23 protein-coding genes are annotated in these 22,170 nt (G+C 66.4%); 5 read left to right on the forward strand and 18 right to left on the reverse strand.

Annotated features, from left to right (window positions below):
- The first annotated feature begins 12 nt into the window (after nt 1-12).
- The 3 genes from JFY56_RS01555 to JFY56_RS01560 all read left to right on the forward strand — a co-directional run bounded on the left by JFY56_RS01555 (nt 13) and on the right by JFY56_RS01560 (nt 1,816).
- The gene (locus tag JFY56_RS01555; RefSeq protein ID WP_208311729.1) at nt 13-801 is read left to right on the forward strand and encodes a carbon-nitrogen hydrolase family protein; all 789 of its coding nucleotides are present in this window, start codon (nt 13-15) and stop codon (nt 799-801) included.
- Between the two features lie 285 nt (nt 802-1,086).
- Entirely contained in the window at nt 1,087-1,224 is a 138-nt protein-coding gene (locus JFY56_RS24595) for a PSPA7_2676 family Cys-rich small protein (RefSeq protein WP_328824780.1), read from the forward strand.
- 160 nt (nt 1,225-1,384) lie between these two features.
- Nucleotides 1,385-1,816 carry an HMA2 domain-containing protein gene (locus JFY56_RS01560; protein ID WP_208311730.1) on the forward strand — a complete coding sequence of 144 codons (432 nt, stop codon included), beginning with the start codon at nt 1,385-1,387 and terminating at the stop codon, nt 1,814-1,816.
- A gap of 18 nt (nt 1,817-1,834) precedes the next feature.
- On the opposite strand, the gene JFY56_RS01565 is transcribed toward JFY56_RS01560, so the two are convergent.
- From JFY56_RS01565 to ccsA, 16 genes are all read right to left on the reverse strand, one after another.
- The gene (locus JFY56_RS01565) at nt 1,835-2,371 is read right to left on the reverse strand and encodes a hypothetical protein (protein ID WP_208311731.1); all 537 of its coding nucleotides are present in this window, start codon (nt 2,369-2,371) and stop codon (nt 1,835-1,837) included.
- A gap of 10 nt (nt 2,372-2,381) precedes the next feature.
- Nucleotides 2,382-2,627, reverse strand: coding sequence for a FeoC-like transcriptional regulator (locus JFY56_RS01570; protein ID WP_208311732.1), 246 nt, complete (start codon nt 2,625-2,627; stop codon nt 2,382-2,384).
- A gap of 10 nt (nt 2,628-2,637) precedes the next feature.
- Nucleotides 2,638-4,950, reverse strand: a complete 2,313-nt coding sequence (gene feoB / locus JFY56_RS01575) for a Fe(2+) transporter permease subunit FeoB (RefSeq protein WP_208311733.1) — start codon at nt 4,948-4,950, stop codon at nt 2,638-2,640.
- Complete coding sequence (locus JFY56_RS01580; protein ID WP_268968825.1) at nt 4,947-5,180, reverse strand: FeoA family protein; 234 nt, start codon at nt 5,178-5,180, stop codon at nt 4,947-4,949. The genes feoB and JFY56_RS01580 overlap by 4 nt, the downstream gene beginning before the upstream one ends.
- A 21-nt stretch (nt 5,181-5,201) precedes the next feature.
- Nucleotides 5,202-5,447: a FeoA family protein gene (locus tag JFY56_RS01585; protein ID WP_208311734.1), complete on the reverse strand. Its 246-nt coding sequence runs from the start codon at nt 5,445-5,447 to the stop codon at nt 5,202-5,204.
- Entirely contained in the window at nt 5,444-7,567 is a 2,124-nt protein-coding gene (locus tag JFY56_RS01590; protein WP_208311735.1) for a heavy metal translocating P-type ATPase, read from the reverse strand. Before JFY56_RS01590 ends, JFY56_RS01585 begins: the two co-directional genes overlap by 4 nt.
- Nucleotides 7,567-8,004, reverse strand: a complete 438-nt coding sequence (locus JFY56_RS01595) for a YtxH domain-containing protein (RefSeq protein WP_208311736.1) — start codon at nt 8,002-8,004, stop codon at nt 7,567-7,569. Before JFY56_RS01595 ends, JFY56_RS01590 begins: the two co-directional genes overlap by 1 nt.
- On the reverse strand, nt 7,997-8,308 hold the full coding sequence (locus JFY56_RS01600; protein ID WP_208311737.1) for a hypothetical protein: 312 nt from the start codon (nt 8,306-8,308) through the stop codon (nt 7,997-7,999). The genes JFY56_RS01595 and JFY56_RS01600 overlap by 8 nt, the downstream gene beginning before the upstream one ends.
- The gene (locus JFY56_RS01605; protein ID WP_208311738.1) at nt 8,305-8,592 is read right to left on the reverse strand and encodes a hypothetical protein; all 288 of its coding nucleotides are present in this window, start codon (nt 8,590-8,592) and stop codon (nt 8,305-8,307) included. Before JFY56_RS01605 ends, JFY56_RS01600 begins: the two co-directional genes overlap by 4 nt.
- 2 nt (nt 8,593-8,594) lie before the next feature.
- Complete coding sequence (locus tag JFY56_RS01610; protein ID WP_208311739.1) at nt 8,595-9,293, reverse strand: ferritin-like domain-containing protein; 699 nt, start codon at nt 9,291-9,293, stop codon at nt 8,595-8,597.
- The gene (locus tag JFY56_RS01615) at nt 9,280-9,633 is read right to left on the reverse strand and encodes a hypothetical protein (protein WP_208311740.1); all 354 of its coding nucleotides are present in this window, start codon (nt 9,631-9,633) and stop codon (nt 9,280-9,282) included. The genes JFY56_RS01610 and JFY56_RS01615 overlap by 14 nt, the downstream gene beginning before the upstream one ends.
- A gap of 696 nt (nt 9,634-10,329) precedes the next feature.
- Nucleotides 10,330-11,442, reverse strand: coding sequence for a quinohemoprotein amine dehydrogenase subunit beta (peaD, locus tag JFY56_RS01620; protein WP_208311741.1), 1,113 nt, complete (start codon nt 11,440-11,442; stop codon nt 10,330-10,332).
- Nucleotides 11,443-11,471: 29 nt separating this feature from the next.
- Nucleotides 11,472-11,795: a quinohemoprotein amine dehydrogenase subunit gamma gene (qhpC, locus tag JFY56_RS01625; RefSeq protein ID WP_208311742.1), complete on the reverse strand. Its 324-nt coding sequence runs from the start codon at nt 11,793-11,795 to the stop codon at nt 11,472-11,474.
- A 1-nt stretch (nt 11,796) separates the two neighbouring features.
- A complete protein-coding gene (peaB, locus tag JFY56_RS01630) occupies nt 11,797-13,227 on the reverse strand; it encodes a quinohemoprotein amine dehydrogenase maturation protein (RefSeq protein ID WP_208311743.1) in 1,431 nt (476 codons plus the stop codon).
- Nucleotides 13,228-13,299: 72 nt separating this feature from the next.
- Entirely contained in the window at nt 13,300-14,868 is a 1,569-nt protein-coding gene (gene peaA, locus JFY56_RS01635) for a quinohemoprotein amine dehydrogenase subunit alpha (protein WP_208312487.1), read from the reverse strand.
- Nucleotides 14,869-15,063: 195 nt separating this feature from the next.
- On the reverse strand, nt 15,064-17,274 hold the full coding sequence (gene ccsA / locus JFY56_RS01640; RefSeq protein ID WP_236032386.1) for a cytochrome c biogenesis protein CcsA: 2,211 nt from the start codon (nt 17,272-17,274) through the stop codon (nt 15,064-15,066).
- A 505-nt stretch (nt 17,275-17,779) separates the two neighbouring features.
- On the opposite strand from ccsA, the gene JFY56_RS01645 reads away from it, so the two are divergent.
- Both JFY56_RS01645 and JFY56_RS01650 read left to right on the forward strand, forming a co-directional pair.
- Nucleotides 17,780-19,456, forward strand: a complete 1,677-nt coding sequence (locus tag JFY56_RS01645) for an MFS transporter (RefSeq protein ID WP_208311744.1) — start codon at nt 17,780-17,782, stop codon at nt 19,454-19,456.
- Between the two features lie 246 nt (nt 19,457-19,702).
- Nucleotides 19,703-21,196, forward strand: coding sequence for an aldehyde dehydrogenase family protein (locus tag JFY56_RS01650; protein WP_208311745.1), 1,494 nt, complete (start codon nt 19,703-19,705; stop codon nt 21,194-21,196).
- 248 nt (nt 21,197-21,444) lie between these two features.
- Here the strand turns inward: JFY56_RS01650 and JFY56_RS24495 are convergent, their stop codons facing one another.
- The gene (locus tag JFY56_RS24495; RefSeq protein WP_268968826.1) at nt 21,445-21,567 is read right to left on the reverse strand and encodes a hypothetical protein; all 123 of its coding nucleotides are present in this window, start codon (nt 21,565-21,567) and stop codon (nt 21,445-21,447) included.
- A 191-nt stretch (nt 21,568-21,758) separates the two neighbouring features.
- On the reverse strand, nt 21,759-22,112 hold the full coding sequence (locus tag JFY56_RS01655) for a YkgJ family cysteine cluster protein (protein ID WP_208311746.1): 354 nt from the start codon (nt 22,110-22,112) through the stop codon (nt 21,759-21,761).
- Nucleotides 22,113-22,170 lie beyond the last annotated feature (58 nt).

Genomic DNA, 22,170 nt, shown 5'->3' on the forward strand with positions numbered 1-22,170 from the left:
GGAGGAACCTGCATGCGCCTTGCCCTCTACCAGTGCCCGCCGGGCCCGAACGATGTGACGGGCAACCTGCGGCGGCTCGAACAGGCCGCCCAGGAGGCGGCACAGCAAGGGGCGGACCTGCTGGTCTGCCCCGAGATGTTCACCAGTGGCTACAACATCGGCGCAGAGCGGGTGGCCGCCCTGGCCGAACCGGTTGACGGAGCGACCGCCGACGCGGTCGCCCTGCTCGCCCGGGAAATCGGCGTGGGGATTCTCTACGGCTATCCGGAGCGGGCGGCGGACGGAGCGATCTACAACTCCGTGCAACTGATCGACCGCGATGGCCGGCACCGCGCCAACTACCGCAAGACCCATCTCTACGGCGAGCTGGACCGCAGCCAGTTCAGCGCCTCGGATGCCGCGCCGGCGGTGTTCGAACTGGACGGCTGGCGCATCGGCCTGCTGATCTGCTTCGACGTCGAATTCCCGGAAGCGGTACGCAGCCTGGCCCTGGCCGGCGCCGACCTGGTGCTGGTGCCGACCGCCAACATGCGTCCCTACGAGTTCGTCGCCAACGTCGTGGTGCCGTGCCGCGCCTACGAAAACCAGGTGTACCTCGCCTACGCCAACTTCGACGGCAAGGAATACGAACTGGATTACTGCGGGCTGAGCTGCATCGTCGCGCCGGATGGCGAAGTCCTGGCGCGAGCCGACCAGCCGGAGCAGGTGCTGGTCGCCGACCTGGACCGCGCGCGCCTGGCGCGTACGCGGGAGGCATTCAGCTACGTCGGGCTGAGGCGGCCGGAGTTGTATCGGCCGTGAGCCTGGCCACCCTCACCCCTGCCCTCTCCCAGAGGGAGAGGGGGTAATCCGGGCGGGCTGATGCAACGTGCCACCCGGCAACGCCGAACAATCCCCTCTCCCTCCGGGAGAGGGTTAGGGTGAGGGGAAGCCCAACACCCAATACCCACCCGACAAACGGCCCGCCAATTTAGGTTGTCCATTCCACTCCCCCGGCGCGACCCTCCCTGCACTCCACAAGAACAACAGACGCCCCATCAACTCTGCCTGTTCCAGTGGTCGAGGCCAGCCTCGACAGGAGGGCTTATGCGCCTGCGTTGTTTCTTCCTGGGATGCCGTTGGGATGAAGGGACTCTGACGGACGTTGGAATGACACCCATGCTCTGCCAGCGATGTACACGCTGCGGGGCACAACGCTATGTGAGCGTGGAACCGGATCGCTGAAACGACGGCGCGGCCAGCCCCCGTTGGCCGCGCCTGCCGGCTGTGCCCCGTAGCAACGACGCGATCCGCCGCCGTAAGTCGGCCGACCGCTGGCGGGCCCAAGTGGCGATACAAGTCGTTATGATAACGATCCTCGATCAGCCAGCAGCCGCCTGCCCCCATGACCCATATCGTTTCCTCCCTGCCCGGGCGTATCCGCGTCCGTGACGCCCGACTGCGCAACGCCGACCGCCTGCGCGGCCTGCACGAAAAGCTGGCCGGCCTCGACGGCGTGCTTTCCTGCGAGTCCAACGCCAAGTCCGGTTCGCTGCTCCTGCATTTCGCCGCCGAGCAGGTCGACCTTGCGGCTTTCGAAGCGCAGATCGATGCCCTGGTCGACGCCGAACTGGCCAGGCCGCAACTGGTGAGCGGCCGCCGTCCGCTGAAGATGCGGGTCAACCGCTATGCCAAGCTGGGCATGATCGCCGGCCTCGGCAGCTCGCTGGCGCTGGTGGGCATGGGCTCCAAGCGCGGGCATGCGGCCGCCGGCGCGGTGTTCGTCGCCTGCCTGGGGGTTCACCTGAGCACCCATCGCCGGCACATCCTGCGCTGACCGTCAGCCGGGACGATTTCAGGCGAAGTCCTGCGCTTCCCGGCTGACCAGGACGACCAGCCGCCTGGCCAGCTCCACGGCGGCATCCTGATCGCCGTCAGGCAGGTACACCTCCATGCCGACGTAGAGGAAATCCGGGTTCGCCCAGATGCGCCGCGGGATCACCGTGGCGACACCCTCTCCCAGCGGCACCACCTCAACCCCCTGCCCATCCAGTCCTTCGCGGACCAGGGCGGAATCCAGCGCCCGGCCGAAGCGCGGCTCGCCGCAGTAGAGGTCAACGCTCGGGCCGTCGTGATCCCGTCCGCTGTGCAGGTCGATCAGCACCCGGTAGCGTCCGCTCGCCAGCGGCAGCAGCTGTTCATACAGCGCCGCATGCAGGAGTTCGTGGTGAAAACGCTGGTCCGCCCGTGGATGGCGCCCGGACAGGCCATCGGGTATCCGCTGCACATCCGCCCAGGCGGGGTCGACACCCTCGGCAACCCGCTCGCCGAAGGCCAGTTCCTCGCGGTGGATGCCTATCACCAGCAGCGCCGGCGCACGCTTCAGGGCCATGTTTCCAGCATCACGCGCCGTCGCCTGGCGCAATGGTGACCCATTCGTAGACGACGATGCTGGCCGGATCGCACTTGCAGCAGGTGCCCCCGCCGCACGACGTTCCGCTCGGCAGGCGACGCACGCGGCCCTTGCGTTCGAGCACAGCGAGCATGCCTTCCAGCGCCTCCGGCGTGGTGTCCAGGTGGTGCTGCATGTCGTGCAGGCTGACCCGTCCGTGCGTCTTCAGGTAGTCACTCAGTTGCGACAGGATCATGGGCGCCTCCTCAGGACCGCGGAACCGGCAGGCTGACGGCGACTCGCGGCTCGCTGCGGCCGGCGATGCGCATGGACATGAAGGCCGCGGCGAAGGCGATCAGCACGCCGGCGCACCACGCCAGCGACCCCAGCGGATGCGCCGCCCAGTTCGCCAACTGGTAGAACAGCACCGCCACGCCATAGGCGAGCCCGGTGGTCCAGGCCACCACGAAGAGCATCCAGCGAGTGCCGGCCTCCTGGTACACGGCGGCCATGGCGGCCGTGCAGGGCGAATAGAGCAGCACGAACAGCAGATAGGCGAAGGCCGCCGAGGTGCTGACGAAGCGGGTGACCATGGCGCCGAAGATGCTGCTCGACACGTCATGGGCGGCGGCGACCGTCGCCTGGTCGGAGAGATCGGCCTCCAGGCCCAGCGGGTCGGTCCAGCGGCCGAACGCCTCGGCCAGATTGGCCGGGATGGTGGCGAAGGCGTCGGCGATGCCGCCCCACAGGTCGAACGGCCCCTCCTCGGCTTCTTCCGCCTGTCCGGCCAGCGCGCCGTAGGTGGTGTTGAGCGTACCGACCACCGCTTCCTTGGCGAGGATGCCGGTGATGATGCCCACCGCCGCCGGCCAGTTATCCGCGGTCACGCCCATGGGCGAGAAGGCCGGCGCTATGCCGCGCCCCACCTCAGCCAGCACGGAATGATCCGGCGGCACGCTGGCGAAGCTGCCGTCGGTGCCGGTGGAGTTGAGCATGTTCAGCACCAGCACCGTCGGCACGATGATCCGCCCGGCCTTGACCACGAAGCCCTTCAGCCGCGACCAGGTGTGCAGCAGCACGCCCTTGATCGTGGGGATGTGGTACGGCGGCAGCTCCATGATGAACGGCGTGGCCTCGCCCTCCAGCAGGCTGTGCTTGAGCAGCAGGCCGGTCAGCACGGCGGCGCCGATGCCGATGATGTAGAGGCCGAAGACGATGTTCTGCCCGTGTTCCGGGAAGAACGCCGCGGCGAACAGCACATACACCGGCAGCCGCGCGCCGCAGGACATGAACGGCGCCATGGCGATGGTCAGCAGGCGGTCGCGGCGGTGCTCCAGGGTGCGGGTCGCCATGATCGCCGGGACGGTGCAGCCGAAGCCGACGATCATTGGCACGAAGGACTTGCCGGGCAGCCCCACCCAGCGCATGAAGCGGTCCATGACGAAGGCCGCGCGGGCCATGTAGCCCGAGTCTTCGAGGAAGGAAAGGAACAGGAAGAGGAAGCCGATCACCGGGATGAAGGTCGCCACCGTCTGCACGCCGGCGCCGATCCCCTGGGTCAGCAGCGCCACCAGCCAGTCGGGCGTGCCGATTGCGCCGAGCAGTTGGCCGAGGCCGTCGACGAAGAGCAGAGCGCCGAGCTGGTCGAAGAAGTCGATGAAGGAGCTGCCGATGTTGATGGTGAACATGAACATCAGGTACATCATCGCGAAGAAGATCGGGATGCCCAGCGCGCGGTTGAGCACCACGCGGTCGATGCGGTCGGTCAGGTCGCGGCTGGTGCGGCCGAGCATCGTCAGGGCGTCGCGGGTGATGGAGTTGGCCAGCCCGTAGCGGGCGTCCGCCACCATGATGTCGATGTCGTCGCCCAGTTCCTGCGCCAGCTGCGCCGCCTCCTGCACGGCCTGCGGCCCGGCGGCGGCGCGGGCCAGGTCGTCGCCCTCCAGCAGGCGCACCGCCAGCCAGCGCGGCGCGGTGCCGCCAACCGCCGCGGTCAGTTGCGGCAGCAGTTGCTCGATGGCCTGCTCCAGCCCGGAGTCGTAGGTCACCGCCGCCCCCGGCCGACGGGCCTGGCGCAGGGTGTCGCGCACCACCGCCTTCAGCTCGTCGATGCCGCTGCCCTCCGACGCCACCACCGGCACCACCGGGCAACCCAGGCGCTCGGCGAGCTTGTCGGCATCCACCCGCATGGCCTTTTCCTCGGCCACGTCGATCATGTTCAGCACCACCAGCAGCGGCACCTGCATCTCCGCCAGTTGCAGGGTCAGGTAGAGATTGCGTTCGAGGTTGGAGGCATCGACGATGTTGACGATCAGGTCGGCCTCGTTGGCATGCACGTAGTCGCGGGCGATCTTCTCGTCCAGCGAGACTTCCTGGTCGACCACGTCCAGGGAATAGGTGCCCGGCAGGTCGACCACCTCGTAGCGCTCGCCCTCGAAGCGGTACTCGCCGCTCTTGCGCTCCACCGTCACCCCCGGCCAGTTGCCGACCCGCTGGCGCGAACCGGTCAGGGCGTTGAACACCGTGGTCTTGCCACAGTTGGGATTGCCCACCAGGGCGATGCTGCGGTGCTCGCTCATGACAGCTTCTCCACCACCAGCGCGTCGGCCTCGGCCTTGCGCAACGACAGGGAGAAGCCACGCACGCGGATCTCCACCGGATCGCCCATCGGCGCGACCCGCGTCACCGCCAGTTCGGCCCCCGGTGTCAGGCCCATGGACAGCAGCTTGCGTCGATAGGCGCTACCGCCCTGGTTGAAGCCGGTCACCCTGGCCCGGTCGCCCACCGCCAGCTCTTTCAGCATCGCCATGGCATTCCTCCCGGTGCACCGTCAGACGGGGCACACCATGATCTTGTGGGCCATCCCCGCGCCGAGGGCGAAACGGGTCTCGCCGCGCGACACCACCAGGCCGCCGCCCTGGCTCTGCCGTACGATGATTTCGCAACCGACGTTGAGGCCCATTTCAGTGAGCCGCCTGACCGTGCCCGGTCCACCGAGCAGCGCGACGATGCGCACCCTGGCGTTCTCTCCGGCCATGGACAGCGGCAGGGACTGCGGCGAAGAAGTCGAGCTCATGGCGAACCCTCCCCTGTCTTGCTCCCGCCCGGCATCCCGGAGCCGGCCAGCGCGCGCAGGAGGATGGCGATGGTGCTGCCGTTGTGCAGCATCGACGCCGACACCGGGGTCAGCAGACCGAACGAGGCGGCCACGAGGATGCTGGTGTTGAGGCCGACGATGAGCCTGAAGTTGCTGTTGATCAGGTCGCGCGCAGCTATGGCGATGGCCTTGACGTCGGCCACCCCGGCGATGCCTTCCTCCAGCAGCGTGATGTCCGAGGCCAGGCGGGCGATGTCCGAGCCCTGGCACATGGAAATGCCGACATGCGCGCCGGACAGCGCCGGCGCGTCGTTGATGCCGTCGCCGACGAAGGCGATGTGCGCGCCCTCGTCGGCCAGTTCCTTGATCGCCTCGGCCTTCTCGTCGGGCAGCAGGCCGGCGCGGAAGCCGTCCAGATTCAGCTCGTCGGCCAGCGCCTGGGCGCGCTCGGGGTGGTCGCCGGTGAGCATGATGATGCGCTTGACGCCCTGCTCGCGCAGGCGGGCGATGGTCGCGGCACTGTCCGGATGGACACTGTCGAGCATGCCCAGCACGCCGAGCAGTTCGCCACCGTAGCCGATGTAGAGCAGCGTCTTGCCTTCCCGGCGCAGGCGCTCGATGTCGTCGGCGTAGGCGGCGGTGGAGATGCCCTCGTCTTCCTCGACGAAATGCCGCGAGCCGACCACGATGCGCTTGCCGTCGATCACGCTGGCCACACCGTGGGCGACGATGAACTGCACCTCCTCATGATTGAAGTGCTTGCGGTGCGCCAGGCGGCTGGCCGCGTCGACCACCGCCATGGCCATCGGGTGGTAGTAGTGCTCCTCCACCGAGGCGGCGATGTTGATCACGTCCTCGGCGGTGTAGCCGGCGCTGCACACCAGCGAATCGGTGACGCGCAGGGCGCCGGTGGTCAGCGTGCCGGTCTTGTCGAAAACGAAGGTGTCCGCTTCGGCCAGTCGTTCCAGCGCATTGGCGCCCTTGACCAGCACGCCGCGGCGGCCGGCCTGGTACATCGAGGCCTTGAACGCCACCGGAGTGGCCAGCTTGAGCGCGCAGGAATAGTCTGCCTGCAGCACCGCCGAAACCCGCTGCAGGTTCTGCGACAGCAGCCAGGTGCCGCCGGCCAGGCCGAGCACCATGGGCACCAGGCGGTCGGCCAGGCGCGAGGCCTCCAGCTGGGTGGCGCTCTTCACCGCCAGGGACTGCTCGACATAGTTGGCGATGCGCGCGGCGGCGGCATGCCGGCCGACCTTTTCCGCGTAGATGCGCAGCCGCCCTTCCTCGATCAGCGTTCCCGACAGCACATTGTCGCCACGTCGGCGCGCCACCGGCACGCTCTCCCCGGTCATGGTCGCCTGGTTGACCAGCGCCTCGCCGCCCAGCACGGTGCCATCGATGGGAATCACCGTGCCGGTGGCGGCGATCACCGTGTCGCCCACCATCACCTCGCGGGCGTCGACCAGTTGCTCGACGCCGTCGCGCTCGACCCAGACCTCGCTGCTCGCCGGGCGCAGCAGGCTCTTCAGCAGGTTGTCCGAATGGCGCTCGATGGAGTGTTCCAGGTAGTCGCCCACGGCCAGCAGGAAGGTGGTGGTGTTGGCGGTGAGGAAGTCCCGCCGGCTGATGGAAATGGCCACCGCCAGTGCCTCCAGCACATGGGAGGTGACGCCGCGCTCCATCAGCTCGGCCAGCGCCTTGCCGAACAGCGGCATCGACACCGCCACCGACAGCGGCCCCTGCAGCTCCGGCTGCAGGCGGCGGTCGGCGAACAGCGCCGCGCCGGTGGTCAGCACGCCGGAGGGCGATACCGCGCCATGGCCGCGGGCATGCTCCTGCGACAGCGGGAAATCCGGATATTCCATGGTGAGGATGGCCTGGCGCAGGGCTTCGGCATCGACCAGCAGATCCTCGAACTCGACGATCAGGGCGTGGATGCCCGGGTTGACGCGCACCTTGCGCACTCCGCGCAGGGCCTCGATGGCCCATTCGATACGGCGCGGCTCGCCGCTCCGGCCCGGCTGGCAGCGATAGCGATAGCGCGCCCTCCCGGCGGTGTCATGCACCAGTTCGAGAGCGGCGAACCAGGCTCCGGACATCACTCGTCCCCGCGCTGCTGCGCGCCGAACTCAGCCTTGACGTCAGCCATCTGCTCCTTGAATTCCTCCAGCCCGCCGGCCAGGTTGGCGTAGAGCTTGACCGCGGACTTCAGCAGCTTGCCGCGCAGCTCCTCATCGGTCAGCACCCAGGTCGCCGCGGTGCCCACCAGCAGGCCGAGCAGGAACTGCTCGGTGTTGCGCGAACGCAGAAAGGTCGGCAACCCCTGGAGAATGCCGGCGTCCATGCCGCCAGCCATGCCGAACATCGCGGCCGGGTCCTGCCAGCCGGCTCCCGGCGCACCGCCCATCATCTGCGGCGGCGCCTGCCAGGCGCCCTGGTTCTGCGGCACGTAGCCATAGCCGCCATATCCGGTGCCATAGCCGTTGCCCTGGTCGTAGCCGCCGGCCTGCCGATGTTTCTTGCCCTTCTTAGCCATGCTCGATCTCCTGACTGGACCGCGCGTCGTCGCGCAGCAAACGCTCTACAAGCATCACGCCCAGCGCCCCGGCCATGCCGGTGAGCAGAGCCCGTGAATATTCCTGGCGCTGCAGCGCCCGCGCCGCGAGCGTCCCGGCGCATATCGCCGTGCCGCCCTGCAAGGCGTGCCGCGCCACCCGCCGCAGGTCCGGCTTGCCCGGCACATCCTGGAACGCGGATAGACAGGCGCTGGCGACGAAGCCCCGGACGAAGTTGCCGTCATCCCATGCGGGCGGCCGGGGAACTGGCGGATAGGCTTTCATTCCTGCCGATCCTCATTGGCCGCGGGCCTGGCCGCCGGCTTGCGCGTGCGGGCGGCGGGTGCCTTCTTCGCCTTCGGCGCTGCTGCGGCGGGTTTGGCAGCAGCGGCAGGCTTGGCGGCCGCAGGCTTCTTCGCGGCGGGCCGACGCACCGGCGCCTTCGCCGGCACCTCTGGCACGCTCGGTTCAACGACGGGTTCCTCCTTGCGCGACTTGCCACGGCGAATCAGGCGCAGCGCGACCACCCCGGTAACCAGGCCGGCCGCAAAGGGAATCAGTGGCAGCATGTTCAGTTCTCCTCTTCAGGCTTTGCGATCTTGCGTTTCTTCCACAGGTACACGCTGCCGCCACCGACGGCCACGCCCGCCAGCAGGGCCGGATTGACCCGGCGCAGCAGCGGACCGGCCAGGCCGAGCACCCCGCCCTGGCCGCTGAGGTGGGCGATCAGGTACTCCGTGAAGTCGGAAAGCGGGCCGTGGCTGGCGTAGGCCTCCTGGGGCAGCACGCCCTTGCCGGCGTGGTAGCGCTCCTGGTCGAAGGCATCGCTCGCCGCCTGGCGGAACTCCGGCAGATGGTTGGCGAACGAGGCAGCCTGCAGATCGAGGAACACCCGCCGCACCTCGGGCACGCCGACATGGGCCAGCAGGTAATCGTAGAGACGGACGTTGGCGCTCTCGCCGACCACCGCACGCATGCAGTTGGCCAGCCAGGTGGGCTCGATGGCGGTTTCCGCCGGGAACGGATCGAGCGGCCGCGGGATGCCCAGCCGCGAGGCCAGTCCGGAAAGCGCCTGGATATGCCGCTCTTCGCTCTGCAGGATGGCGGGGAACGGCGGCCGCGGACCGAATGCCTCGATCACCCGGGCGTAGAAGCTGCGGGCGGCGTATTCGTCGTAGAGGGCGATGCGTACCGCCTGGTGCAGGATCGGAAACGGCGCGGCGGGCTGCAGCTGGCGGCTGCGCAGGATGGACTCGTCATAGTTGCGCATCGACGATCTCCCGATAGGTATCGCGCAGGATGTCTTCCAGGATGCCGGCGGCGGGCGAGCGGCTACCGGCGAGGAAGTCGCTCCAGGCCTGGTCGGGAATGATCGAGGGGTCGTACTCCACTGCACAGGAACGTGCCAGCGGGTTGAGCCGCAGGGACCGCACGCCAGGGGTGCGCGCGGCGATGTCGTGGGCCCTGCGCAACGCACTGCGATCCGGCAACCGGGCCGGCACTGGCACCGGCAGGTCGGCATCGATCAGCTTCAGGCGTATGCGCCCGCGGATGTGATGGACGACGCGCACCCTGGACACGAGCAGCAGCAGTGTTTCGAATCCGACCATCCCGCCACCTCTCGCTCAAGGCGTGCCAGAAGATTCCCGCAGACAGCCGGAAAAAAGACCTCGAACAACTTGGAAGCGGCTGATTGACAATTTTCCGTCATTCCAGATCGAGCTTTCCCGGGAAGTTCAAGCTAGTCCAGACGGAAATGAGTCGCAATTGATGTTGATCAAGGAACAGCGCTGACGAGGCGAACTTTCGGACGTAAGGACGGGGAAATGGAGTCGAAAGCGGGGGTAAACACCGTGGCGGATGGTGATCCCGTAGGAGCAACTGTCTTGCTGCCGAAGGTGCTTTTTGTAGGGTGGACAACGCGAAGCTTGTCCACCGCTCCGTCACGCCGCGCCTGATGGTGGAAAGGCGGGGCGGCCATCCGCTTCGCCGTTTTCCACCCTACGTAGCGTCACCCGTAGGAGCGAGCTCTGCTCGCGAACATCAGCCCCGCAAAAGCTTCGCGAGCAGAGCTCGCTCCTACAAAAAGGCACCCCGGTCGCAAGACAGTTGCGCCTACGGAAGATCCGGTATTGGGGCCCCTCACCCCAGCCCTCTCCCAGAGGGAGAGGGGGCAAATTGGAGTGGGACAACATGCCGTGCCAGCCGGCAACGCCGAGCAGTCCCCTCTCCCTCCGGGAGAGGGTGAGGGTGAGGGAGAAGCCGCAGGACGAGGCAAAACAGTTTCTCCTACGGCTCACCCCGCCTCAGCGCACGAACGTCTGGCTGGTGGTGATCGCCATGTCGCCGCCCGGCAGCTTCAGGCCGCCGATGCGCTTCATGCTGTCGGCATCGAAGATCGCCACGTCGTTCAGGGTACCGGTCAGGTAGATCTTGTTGCCGGCCTTGTTGAACGAGATGCAGTAGTACGAGTGGTCGAGGTTGGCCGCCTCGATCAGTTTCTTCTCCTTGATGTCGTACTTGGCCAGGCGGTTGAGCACGCCGAACATGACGTTCGGGTCCTTCGGCGAGCGACCGCCGCTGAAGTACACCTCGGTCACCGGGCCGAAATCCACGGTCTCGGTCTTTCCGGACGCCAGGTCGATGCTGAAGAAGCCGTACAGGTACTCGGCAGTCGCCAGGTCCTGCTTGTCGTCCTGGAATTTCGCCGTGGTGTAGAGCAGCGAGAAGTCGCGGCGGTAGGTCTGCTGGTTCCACACGTAGAGCACGTCCGGCGCGGCATACAGCGGGCGTTTCCAGTTGCGGCTGGGGATGATCACGTCGAACTTGCCGGTCTTCGGATCGACCTTGTAGATGTCCGGACCGGCCACGTACAGGCTGCCGTCGTCGCCGCTCTGCATGATGGTCAGCTGTCGTGGCGCCGGGAAGGTGCGGATCGGCTTGGCGTTCATCCCGCCGTCGGCGGCATAGACCTGCAGGCGCGGCTGCTGCACTTCGTAGTGCTCGCTGAGGATCTGCGTCGGGTTGGCCACCGCGTAGATCTCCTTGCCATCGTGGCTGACGGTCATGGAGAACAGCGCGCGGGCATTTTCCCCCGGCTTCTGCGCGATGGTGCCGTGGAACACCGGTTTGCAGTCGTCCAGCTGGATGCCATAGATGTCCGCGTAGTGATTGCTCAGCACGTAGACGATCCTGCGATCCGGCGACAGCTGGGTCATGCCCGGGCCGAAGGCGCCGGGAATGGTGCAGGTCTTGTAGATCTTGTCGGTCTGCATGTCGATGACGTGCAGGTTGTTCGGGTAGTTGGTGGTGATCAGGTACTCATGGCCCGCTTCGAGCGCCTTGCCCTCGTCGGCCATGACGTTCAGCGAACAGGCGGCGACCAGCGCGGCTACGCCGGCGAATGCTTTTCTGGACATGCAGGTTTTCCTCTTGTTCTTCTGTCCGCTCATTTGTCGTCCGGGAATACGGTGCCGAGATTGCGCCAGTTCTCCGCCGAGGCCTGGGCGTCCTTGTTCCAGTCCGGGTAGGTGCTCATCATGTCGGGCACCTGCGCCGGCCACCAGCAGGGGTCGGAACAGCCGTAGAGGTCGGCTTCCATCGGCTGGCAGAGCGAGGTCACGCCGCCGAACACGTCGACTTCCCAGCCCGGGTCGGTGGTCGCCGCGCAGCCCGCCACGGAGTTCATCGCCACCACTTCCTCGATACGGTCCTCGGCGGCGGCCTGTTCCAGAATCTGGGCTTTGTTGTTGATTGCCTTGAGATGTTTCATGTCAGTGCGCCTTCCGCGGAGTGATATGGCGGTCGATGAATCCGGGGTTGCTGGTCATGATCCGGCTGTAGACCTCGATGCCGAAATCGACCCAGTCCCGCATCAGTTCGCAGTAGTGATAGGTGGGGTGCGCCGGATCGCCGTAGCGCGCGTAGCTCTCGTGGTAGCAGCCGCCGGAGCAGAGATTGCGGATGCGGCAGGTATTGCAGCCGGTGTTGGTGCGATCCAGACGCTGCGAGAGGAAGTCGTTCAGTTCGGCCTGCTTCACGCCCTCATGCACGTTGCCAAAGGTCGGCAGCGAGGAGCCGGTGAAGCGGTGGCAGAGATTCAGCTCGCCCTTGTGATCGACCGCCAGCATCTTCAGCCCGGCGCCGCACGGTAGGGCCTTCTTGTGCCCTTCGTGGATGTCGGTGATCAGCTGGTGCAGGTTGGAGAAGCCGATATTGCGGCCTTCCAGCGCTTCCTTCAGATAGAGGCGACCGAGCGCCTTCATGTTGGCGAAGACTTCCACCAGCTCTTCACCCGTCAGGTTGAAAGCATCCATGTCGCCCGAGGTGACCGGGGCGAATCCGACTTCGGCGAAGCCCAGCTCGTTGAACAGGTGGTTCCAGATCGTCTCGATATCGGTGATGCCACGGGTCAGGGTGACCCGCGCGCCGACCGGCCGGCTGTTGTAGCGCGACAGCAGCATGTCGGCCTTGCGCCGCACCACGTCGTAGGTGCCCTGCCCGCCCACGGTGATGCGATTGCGGTCGTGCACGGTCTTCGGTCCGTCGATGCTGACGGAGAGGCCGAAGCGATGCTTGTTGAGGTAGTCGACGATTTCCTCGGTGAGCAGCGTGGCGTTGGTGGTCATGACGAACTCCACCTGCTTGCCGGCTTCGCCGAAACGGCGCTCGCAGTAATCCACCATGTGCTCGATCAGCGGGCGGTTGGACAGCGGTTCTCCGCCGAAGAACACCACGGTGTAACGGCTCTCGTCCGGTGACTCCTTGAGCAGCATTTCCACCGACGCCTCGGCGGTCTCGGCACCCATCTTCTTGCCGGCGGACGGCTTGTCCAGGTCTTCCTTGTAGCAATAGGTGCAGCTCAGGTTGCAGCCGGTATTGACGTTCAGCACCACGGTGTTCAGCGCGGTGCGGTCGACCTTCTTGATGCCGATCTCAGGTGTCAGCGGCGAGCCGTCGCTGACCAGTTCCAGTGCAATCAGCTCGCGCAGGGTTTCGTCGATTTCATTTTCGGCAAAGCGATTACCCAGACGCTCGGTCAGCTCGTCTACCGAACAGGCGTGCCCACGCAGGGCATCGATGATCCCGCCGGTCAGCTCGTCGCTGGCGAACAGCGAGCTGCTGGGGATGTGGAACAACAGGCGGTCGGCGTCGACCTGCACTTCATGCAGGTTGCGTTCGACCAGATTCAGAATGGCGCCCATGGCGACCTCCCGTGAACTCTTGTGATTCACCCGCCGCACGCGACGGGCACTCAGGTTCTGTCCAATCCCGTCTTACGGGATCGGCGGGTTGTTCCAGCGTTGCACGGTGACGATCATGTGGCCCTCGCCTTTCAGCGACTTGCCGCCCTCGTCCACCGCGGCGATCACCTTCAGGTTGCCGGCGTTGTTGGTCATCATCTTGCGCGCCGGATTCGGGCCGGCATCGCCCGGCAGGAACACGCCAGTGGCGGCATCCATCACGCCGGCGTACTTGACGTCCTCGTCCTCTTTCGCGCGCTCGTCGAACGGCTCGACCGACCATTTCGCCGGGAACACGCCGATGCGGTATGGCTGGCCATCGGCGCCCTTGCCCCAGGCTTCGGCATCGAAGCGGCCCTGCACCTTCGGCGTCGAACCGCCGCCACCGCCGATACGGGCGATGGAGAACTCCGGCACCACCTTCACTTCGGCGATGTCGCTGTACACGGCGAGCGAGCCGCCCTTGACCGCGCCGACACTCACTTCGTGCAGGCCCGCCGCGGCATCGGCGCCGGCCTTGACCTTGACGGTCACGCGCTCGGGCGTCTGCGAAACCACCGAAACCACCTCGATGCCCTTGCCGAACGCCGGCTTGCCGGAAAGATCGCTGCCGACGATGCTGACTTCGGCTTCCTCGCCAGCCTTCAGGTAGCCCGGCTGCACAGCCAGCACGCGGGCGGTACCCTTCTGTGCGGCGACGAAGTCGAGGCCACGCTCGTCATGGGCCTTCTCGAACATGCGGCCCTGCAGGGCGCCCTTGCTGGCGGCGAACACCTGGCGCATGGCCACGCCATCGATGCTGACGTTGCCGCGCCATTCATAGCCGCTGTAGAGCACCGCGCTGCCCTCGCCGTTGAACGGGCTGCCGTCGGCATACTTGCCCTTCACCGTTACCTTGAACTTGTCGCCGCCGCTGCTGGCGACTTCCATGGTCCCGGCCACTTCGCCCTTGCCCGGCATATGGCCGGCGAAGCTCCACTGGCCGGCCAGCGATTCGGCCTTGGGCATGGATTTCTGCCAGTCGCTCCAGGCCTTGCTGTCGAACGGATAACGCTTGGCCAGCTCGGGCACCATTTCCTTCTTCGCCAGCTCGAACCAGTCGCGGTCGCGGGACAGCGCCTGGTATTCGAGGGACGGCCAGCGGCCGAGGTGGAAGTGCACGAGCTTCTCCCACTCCGCCGCCGGGCGGCGCTGCAGGGCGATGCGCGCGCCGGAGTGACAGCGGGCGCACATCTGCTCGAAGTTGGTATCGAATTCCTCGACGGTATTCAGGCGGCGCTCCAGGGCGTAACGCACGCCATCGGTTTCGCTCGGCGCCAGGCCCTGTCTGTCGGCGAGGAACTTGACCAGGTCGCGGCGTTCCTCGTCGGTGACTTTCACGCCGTACATGACCTGCATGCGCGCGATGCTCATCAGCCAGCCTTCCGGCGTCTTGCGCTGGTGGCTGATGCGGCTCAGGGAGTTGTTGCCTTCAGGCGTGTGGCACGCCATGCACTTGGCGTTGAGGATGGCCTGGCCATCCTCCGCAAGCACCGGTTGCCAGGCTGCGCCAGCCATCACGGCCAGGGTCCCGGCACCCAGGTAATGCCGAAGTCGAGTCATCTTCAAGGTCAGGCCTCCACGTTATTGTTTTTGTTGTCCGCGCCCGTCGACGGGCAAGGAGCACATCCACTCAAGGTTTAGCAGGTTGCGTGCCACACCGTTCGAAACCCTCTTCCGGCGCCGCTTGCGCCAGCTTTGCAGGGTTCCGCGGCGACGCCGGGGCAGCCTCCCGGCGTCTAATTTCGCGATAGCTGTCTAACTCTGAGACAGGCCGTGAGAAACGCTCTGTTCCCTGCCCTTCGCGGCGGCCACGCCCGGCAGCAGGAGCATGCCGCCCAGCATCGCCAGCAGGCCGACCCAGACGAACGAAACGAAGGGGAAGCGCCGCACCACCACCACGCTCTGGATGTCGCTGGCCGCCTGGTCCACCTTGCCGCCATTCGCCATCAGGCGTGGCGACGCCGGCACCCAGACCTGCAGGTCCTGCGCCCAGCCACGGACGATGAAGGGATGCAGCACGTAGCCGCGATCCGATTCGTAACGAGCGTAGTGGTAGTCGAGGATTTCGCAGAGCTGGCGCACCGGTCCCTGATAGGCCGGCGGATGGCCGCGGCTGTCCTGGAACAGCGCGTGACCGGCGATGACCTTGCCGCCTTCGCGCAATTCCACCCGGGCGACCGCCTTGTAGCCGGAGAAGTTCTCGTGGGTGCTGTCGGGCAGGACGCGCACCTGCATTCCATCGGCGACGCGATGCCACTGCTCCGGGCTGGTCGACGGTTCGATATTGATCGGCATGTAGGAATTCAGCGCCGTGGAGGCCAGCCCACCGACCAGCGCGACGACGGCGCCGCCATGGATCAGGGCCAGTCCTCCCGTATAGCGCAGCAGGCCCATCCGCCGGCTTTGCCAGAGGCTCACCCCGCCCCAGACCAGGCACGCGCCCATCAGGAAAGCACCGCCAAGCAGGGCGCCATCCAGCCAGGGCAGGATCGCCACCACGCTCTGCGAGAGCATGCCCTCCCCCGTATAGCCAGCGGTCAGCCAGCCGCCATGCCACACCGTGAACGCCACGACCAGCGTCATCGCGAAAGTCGCCACAGCCGCCACCCGGGACGATGCGCAGCGGCGCAGGAAGGCATAGCCGCCGACCAGCCCCAGCACCCCGAGGAACGGCGCCAGCCAGCGGCCGAGGGCGTAGCCATCCACGTCCCACTGGTCGAAGGCGCGGCGGATCGCCACGACTTCCTCGGCGCCGGCCCAGGCCAGCAGCGTTTCGAGGAAGGGCTTGGCTTCGGAGGGTTTCTCCACGCCCAGCCACTCGTGGATGTGGGCCTGGACAAGCGCGCCAATCGCCAGCAGCGCGGCGCCGGCGAACAGGTAGATTGCCAGGTCGAGCGTCCACTCGGCAGCGGATCGGCGCCGCTGTCCAGTGGACGTACGGGCTGACAGCCGTCGACCGGCATGCCAGAGCGTCAGCCCGATCAGCACTGCAGCCAGCGCCAGGTGGCTCATCCAGGACGTGGTGCCGATGTAGCGGTGGGAGCTGGCCAGCACCTCGCTGCGCGTCACCGACATGGCCACGCAGGCGAAGGCCGCGGCCAGCAGGCTGAGCACCGGGAGCAGCCGCCGGTTGGTGCCGCTCGGGCGCCAGCGCTTGGCGCCATGCAGCACCGCCCCGAGCAGCGCCCAGACCACGAAGGCGGCGGTCTGCACGGGGTCCCAGTGCCAGAGCTGGCCGAAGGTGAAGTCTTCCATCGCCCAGGCCATGCCGGCGCCGATGCCGGCGGTCAGCACCAGCCAGGCGCGTCGGCTGTAACGCAGGGCGACCGGGCCGTACAGCGAACCGCCGTCGTCCAGCGCAGCGATGGCCGCGCCGGCGGGCGCCAGGGCCCAGGCGTAGGCGGCCAGCACCAGCGGCGCATGGAAGGCCATCCAGAAGGTCTGCAGATGGGCGTTCATGCCCTGGCTGGGCTGGGCCGCCAGCCAGTCCGCCGGGGTCGCGGAGAACGGGCCGAGCCACGCCGCGGTGGCCACGTACCACGCGGCGATCAGCGCGCTGCCGCGCCCGGCCCAGCCCGGCAGGGTCGCACTGCCAAGGGCGATGCTCATGCAGAAGGTCGCCAGCAGCAGCATCGTGCCCTCGTCCCCGCCCCACAGATTGGACATCTTCAGATAGGCGGGCAACGCGGAGCTGCTGTAGAGCCAGGCGTAACGCAGCTGGAAATGATCGGCGAGCAGATGCAGGGCCAGCGCCAGGCAGGCGCCATACAGCGCGCCCAGGGCAATCGGCCAGGACAGCGGGCGCAGATCCGGGCGAATCGCCCCGAGGACGATCACGGCGGAGACGGCCCAGAGCAGGCTGTTGCCCATCTGCGACAGGAACCACAACAGCGCGCATACGACTAAAGTCGTAGACGCCACCCGCATCGTGGCCGACGCGGTATCGGGATTTTGCTTCCTCTTCAAATCAGGCCTCCTTGGAATCGCTCCCCGCGCTCCGTTACGTGACGCAGCGGCAGTAAAGCTTCCAGGCCCTTACATGTTGTGTGCCATGACAGAAAAGGTCTTTTTCTACAGACCTTTAGGCGAATCCGCCGGAACTTCGCAGCCCGCCCGCGCGTCGCATTTCGCGACAGCCACGACAGTCTGAGACATCCCGGACTTCCCACCCGGCGGCATATCGGGCAATCCACCCGAACGCCACCAGATCCATCGCGATAACGACACGTACGCCTCCGTTGTCCACGGTACAGGCGCAACTCCGGGTGGATAACCGAAAAAGGGTGATTATTCTTCCTTTAGCCTTGGTCAGGCCTGACTGCAATTCAACCCAGGAGGTTTTCGAGCAGCCCGGCCTGGTTTCGTGCTCCCCGCAATCTGCAATCCGTAATCCGACAGACACCCGACCCACAGCCTGAGTGCGGTAACGGTGGTACTCCGGCCAAGCAAAATAACAAGACGGAGAAGAGAAATGGCGGAACTCGACAGCGTGAACGAGGGCACAGCCCCCAACCGCGGGATAACGAAGGAAGAGCGCAAGGTGATCTTCGCCTCCTCCCTCGGAACCGTATTCGAATGGTATGACTTCTATCTCTACGGCTCGCTCGCCGCGATCATCGCGAAGCACTTCTTCGCCGGCGTGAACGAGACCACCTCCTTCATCTTCGCCCTGCTCGCCTTCGCCGCCGGCTTCGCCGTACGGCCGTTCGGCGCCATCGTGTTCGGCCGGCTCGGCGACATGATCGGGCGCAAGCACACCTTCCTGATCACCATCGTGATCATGGGTGTATCGACGGCGGTGGTCGGCCTCTTGCCCGGCTACGCGACCATCGGCGTGGCCGCGCCGATCATCCTGATCACCCTGCGCCTGCTGCAGGGCCTGGCGCTCGGCGGCGAGTACGGCGGCGCGGCGACCTATGTCGCGGAACACGCACCCAAGGGCAAACGCGGCTTCTTCACTTCCTGGATCCAGACCACAGCGACCCTCGGCCTGTTCATGTCGCTGCTGGTGATCCTGGCCTGCCGCTCGCTGCTCGGCGCCGAGGCATTCGAAGCCTGGGGCTGGCGAATTCCCTTCCTGCTCTCGGTGATCCTGCTGATCGTCTCGGTGTACATCCGCCTGCAACTCAACGAGTCGCCGGTGTTCCTGCGCATCAAGGCCGAGGGCAAGGCCTCCAAGGCGCCGCTGACCGAGTCGTTCGCGCGCTGGGATAACCTCAAGGTGGTCATCATGTCGCTGCTCGGCGGCACGGCCGGCCAGGCGGTGGTCTGGTACACCGGGCAGTTCTACGCGCTGTTCTTCCTGCTGCAGATGCTGAAGATCGATCCGCAGACGGCCAACCTGCTGATCGCCGGTTCGCTGCTGCTCGGCACGCCGTTCTTCATCTTCTTCGGCAGCCTGTCGGACCGCATCGGCCGCAAGAAGATCATCATGGCCGGCTGCATTCTCGCGGCGCTGACCTACTTCCCGATCTTCAAGGGGCTGACCGAGTTCGGTAACCCGGACGTGTTCGCCGCCCAGGAGAAGAACCCGGTCACCGTGGTCGCCGATCCGGCCCGCTGCGCGTTCCAGTTCGACCCGGTCGGCAAGGCCAAATTCACCAGTTCCTGCGACATCGCCAAGAGCCTGCTGGCGAAGAAGGCGATCCCCTACGAGAACGAAGCCGCGGCACCGGGTGAAGTGGCCCGGATCAGGATCGGCGACAAGGTGATTTCGGGCTTCGAAGGCACCGGCATGGCGGCAGCGGACTTCAAGGCCAGTTCCGAGGCCTTCACCGCGGAACTCGGCACCGCCCTGAAGGACGCCGGCTACCCCGAGAAGGCCGATCCCGCCAAGACCAACTACATCGCCGTGCTGTTGCTGCTGACGATCCTGGTGATCTACGTGACCATGGTCTACGGCCCCATCGCCGCCTGGCTGGTCGAGCTGTTCCCGGCGCGCATCCGCTACACCTCGATGTCGCTGCCCTACCACATCGGCAACGGCTGGTTCGGCGGCTTCCTGCCCACCGTGTCGTTCGCCATGGTGGCGGCCACCGGCAACATCTATTACGGCCTGTGGTACCCCATCGCGATTGCGGTGATGACGGCGATCCTCGGCACGCTGTTCCTGCCGGAAACCAAGGACCGCGAAATCCACCACGCATAAGCGCCGGACCGCGCTCCACAGGACAGCCCGACTCGCTCGGGCTGTTCCTTTTTCAGGGGGCTATCTGTCGTCGCTGCGGCCGGCCGCGGCTGTCTCAGGGCTGTCGCAATGTGCGACAGGCAGCGCCGAAACCTCCCCGGCGAACCTCTAACGAATCCAGATAAATCAATGAGTTGAACTGAAAGACCGGGTTTGGCACAGCGGTTGCGATAGCCGTTTCGACAAACTCCACAAGAGGCATTCGAGATGCTCGCTTCCCTGCCCATCAAACCCCAGACCGGCGCCTTCCTGCAGCGCGCTCCGAAGATGCTCATCGGCGCCGACTGGGTTTCCTCCAGCGATGGAGCCCTGATGGACCTGCGCAACCCCGCCACCGGCGAGGTGCTGTGCCAGGTGCCCGCCGGCACCCCGGACGACGTCGACCGCGCCGTGCGCGCTGCCCGCCAGGCCTTCGACGACTCCGCCTGGAGCCGCACCCGCCCGCGCGAACGGCAGAACCTCCTGCTGAAGCTGGCCGACCTGATGGAGCGCGACGCCGACATCCTGGCCGAGCTGGAATGCCTGAACAACGGCAAGAGCGCCGCCGTGGCGCGGGTGATGGACGTACAGCTGGGCATCGACTTCTTCCGCTACATGGCCGGCTGGGCGACCAAGATCCAAGGTTCCACCGTCGACGTATCGATGCCGCTGATGCCGAATGACGACTTCCACGGCTTCATCCGCCGCGAGGCGGTGGGCGTGGTCGGCGCCATCGTCGCCTGGAACTTCCCGCTGCTGCTGGCCTGCTGGAAGCTCGGCCCGGCGCTGGCCACCGGCTGCACGGTGGTGCTCAAGCCGGCCGACGAAACCCCGCTGTCCGCGCTGAAACTCGCCGAACTGGCGCTGGAAGCCGGCTACCCGGCAGGGGTGTTCAACGTCGTCACCGGCACCGGCATCACCGCCGGCTCCGCCCTCACCCACCACCCGCTGGTGGACAAGCTGACCTTCACCGGCTCCACCGCGGTCGGCAAGGAAATCGGCAAGGCGGCGATGGACAACATGACCCGCGTGACCCTGGAGCTGGGCGGCAAATCGCCGACCATCGTCATGGCCGACGCCGACCTGAACACCGCCGCCGCCGGCGCCGCCCAGGCGATCTTCTTCAACCAGGGCCAGGTGTGCTGCGCCGGCTCGCGCCTGTACGTGCAGCGCAAGCACTTCGACAACGTGGTGGCGGACATCGCCGGCATCGCCAACGGCATGAAACTCGGCAACGGCCTCGACCCGAGCGTCGACATGGGCCCGCTGATCTCCGCCCGGCAGCAGAAGCGCGTGTTCGACTACATCGAACTGGGCCGCGACAAGGGCGCCACCATCGCCTGCGGCGGCGAGCAGTTCGGCCCCGGCTACTTCGTCAAGCCGACGGTGATCGTCGATGTCGACCAGAAGAACCCGCTGGTGCAGGAAGAAATCTTCGGCCCGGTGCTGGTGGCGATGCCCTTCGACGACATCGACGACGCCGTGCGCCTGGCCAACGACAGCCCCTACGGCCTCGGCGCGAGCATCTGGTCCAACGACCTCGGCGCCGTGCACCGCATGATCCCGCGCATCAAGTCCGGTTCGGTGTGGGTCAACTGCCACAGCGCCCTCGACCCGGCCCTGCCCTTCGGCGGCTACAAGCTCTCCGGCGTCGGCCGCGAGATGGGCGCGGCGGCGATCGAGCACTATACGGAGCTGAAGTCGGTGCTGATCAAGCTCTGAGATGCGCAACCGGCAGACGGGATATCGAACTCAGTCCCGCCTGCCGGGCCATTGGCCCGCTACGGGCAGCAATGCCCACCGTAGGTTGGCGCTGAGCAACGCGAAGCCCAACATCGCCATCGTTGGGCTTCACTGCGTTCAGCACCAACCTACGCGGGTTGTGGCACAGCCACGTAGTTACGTCCGGATGCAAGACAGCCTGCAGGAGCGCCCTGATCTGAGGATTACCACTCATGAGGCACAGCAGGTCAGGACTGCCAGAGCTGTTCTACAGCAGCCTGGCTATACGCAGGGCTGGAATGCATCGACTTCCCGACACCGCAACTCACGCCGAAGAACGTAATCAAGGCAAGCACCAGGACCAGTTTCATCGCTTCCTCCTGCTCGAAAGGCATCTCCTGATCCACCCACCCCACCAGCCGTCCTTGTCCGATGCCAGATGGGGCGGGCGTCTCGTCTGAGTAGACAGCGTCCCCCTCACAAGTTCCAGGCGCAGGCGAGGTATCCCCATTTCTTTACGCCTGCCGGCCGAGCGAAAACCAGGTCGAGGTGGCCGGATTGGCTAGACCAGAACCTGACGGGTGCTCGCGATCAAGTCGTGAACCTGGCGCACCACATGCTCTTCCGTGGGCGTTTCAGGTCCGAGCCCCTGGGGACAGGGCATGCTCGGGGTCGTCCCGAACAGCCGGCAGATCAATGGACGCTGCTCGTAGGCCTCGCAGCCGTCGGGCCCCAGATGCACGCAATTCCACTCGGCCAGCGCCGCATCGTGCTCGGCATCGCTCTTTACCGGCAGCCGCGACATTTCCTCGGACGACGCCGTCACCGGCCCACAGCAATCGTGGCAGCCGGGTTTGCAGGCGAAACTCGGAATCTGCCGACGCAGTTTGTCGATCTTGCGGCTGATGCAGGTCATGGGGTGCCTCGGTGGTGGGACCGGGATTATACCCGGTCCCCTGTAGCTCCTCTCTCCC

This window comes from Pseudomonas schmalbachii, assembly GCF_017589465.1.
Classification (GTDB): domain Bacteria; phylum Pseudomonadota; class Gammaproteobacteria; order Pseudomonadales; family Pseudomonadaceae; genus Pseudomonas; species Pseudomonas schmalbachii.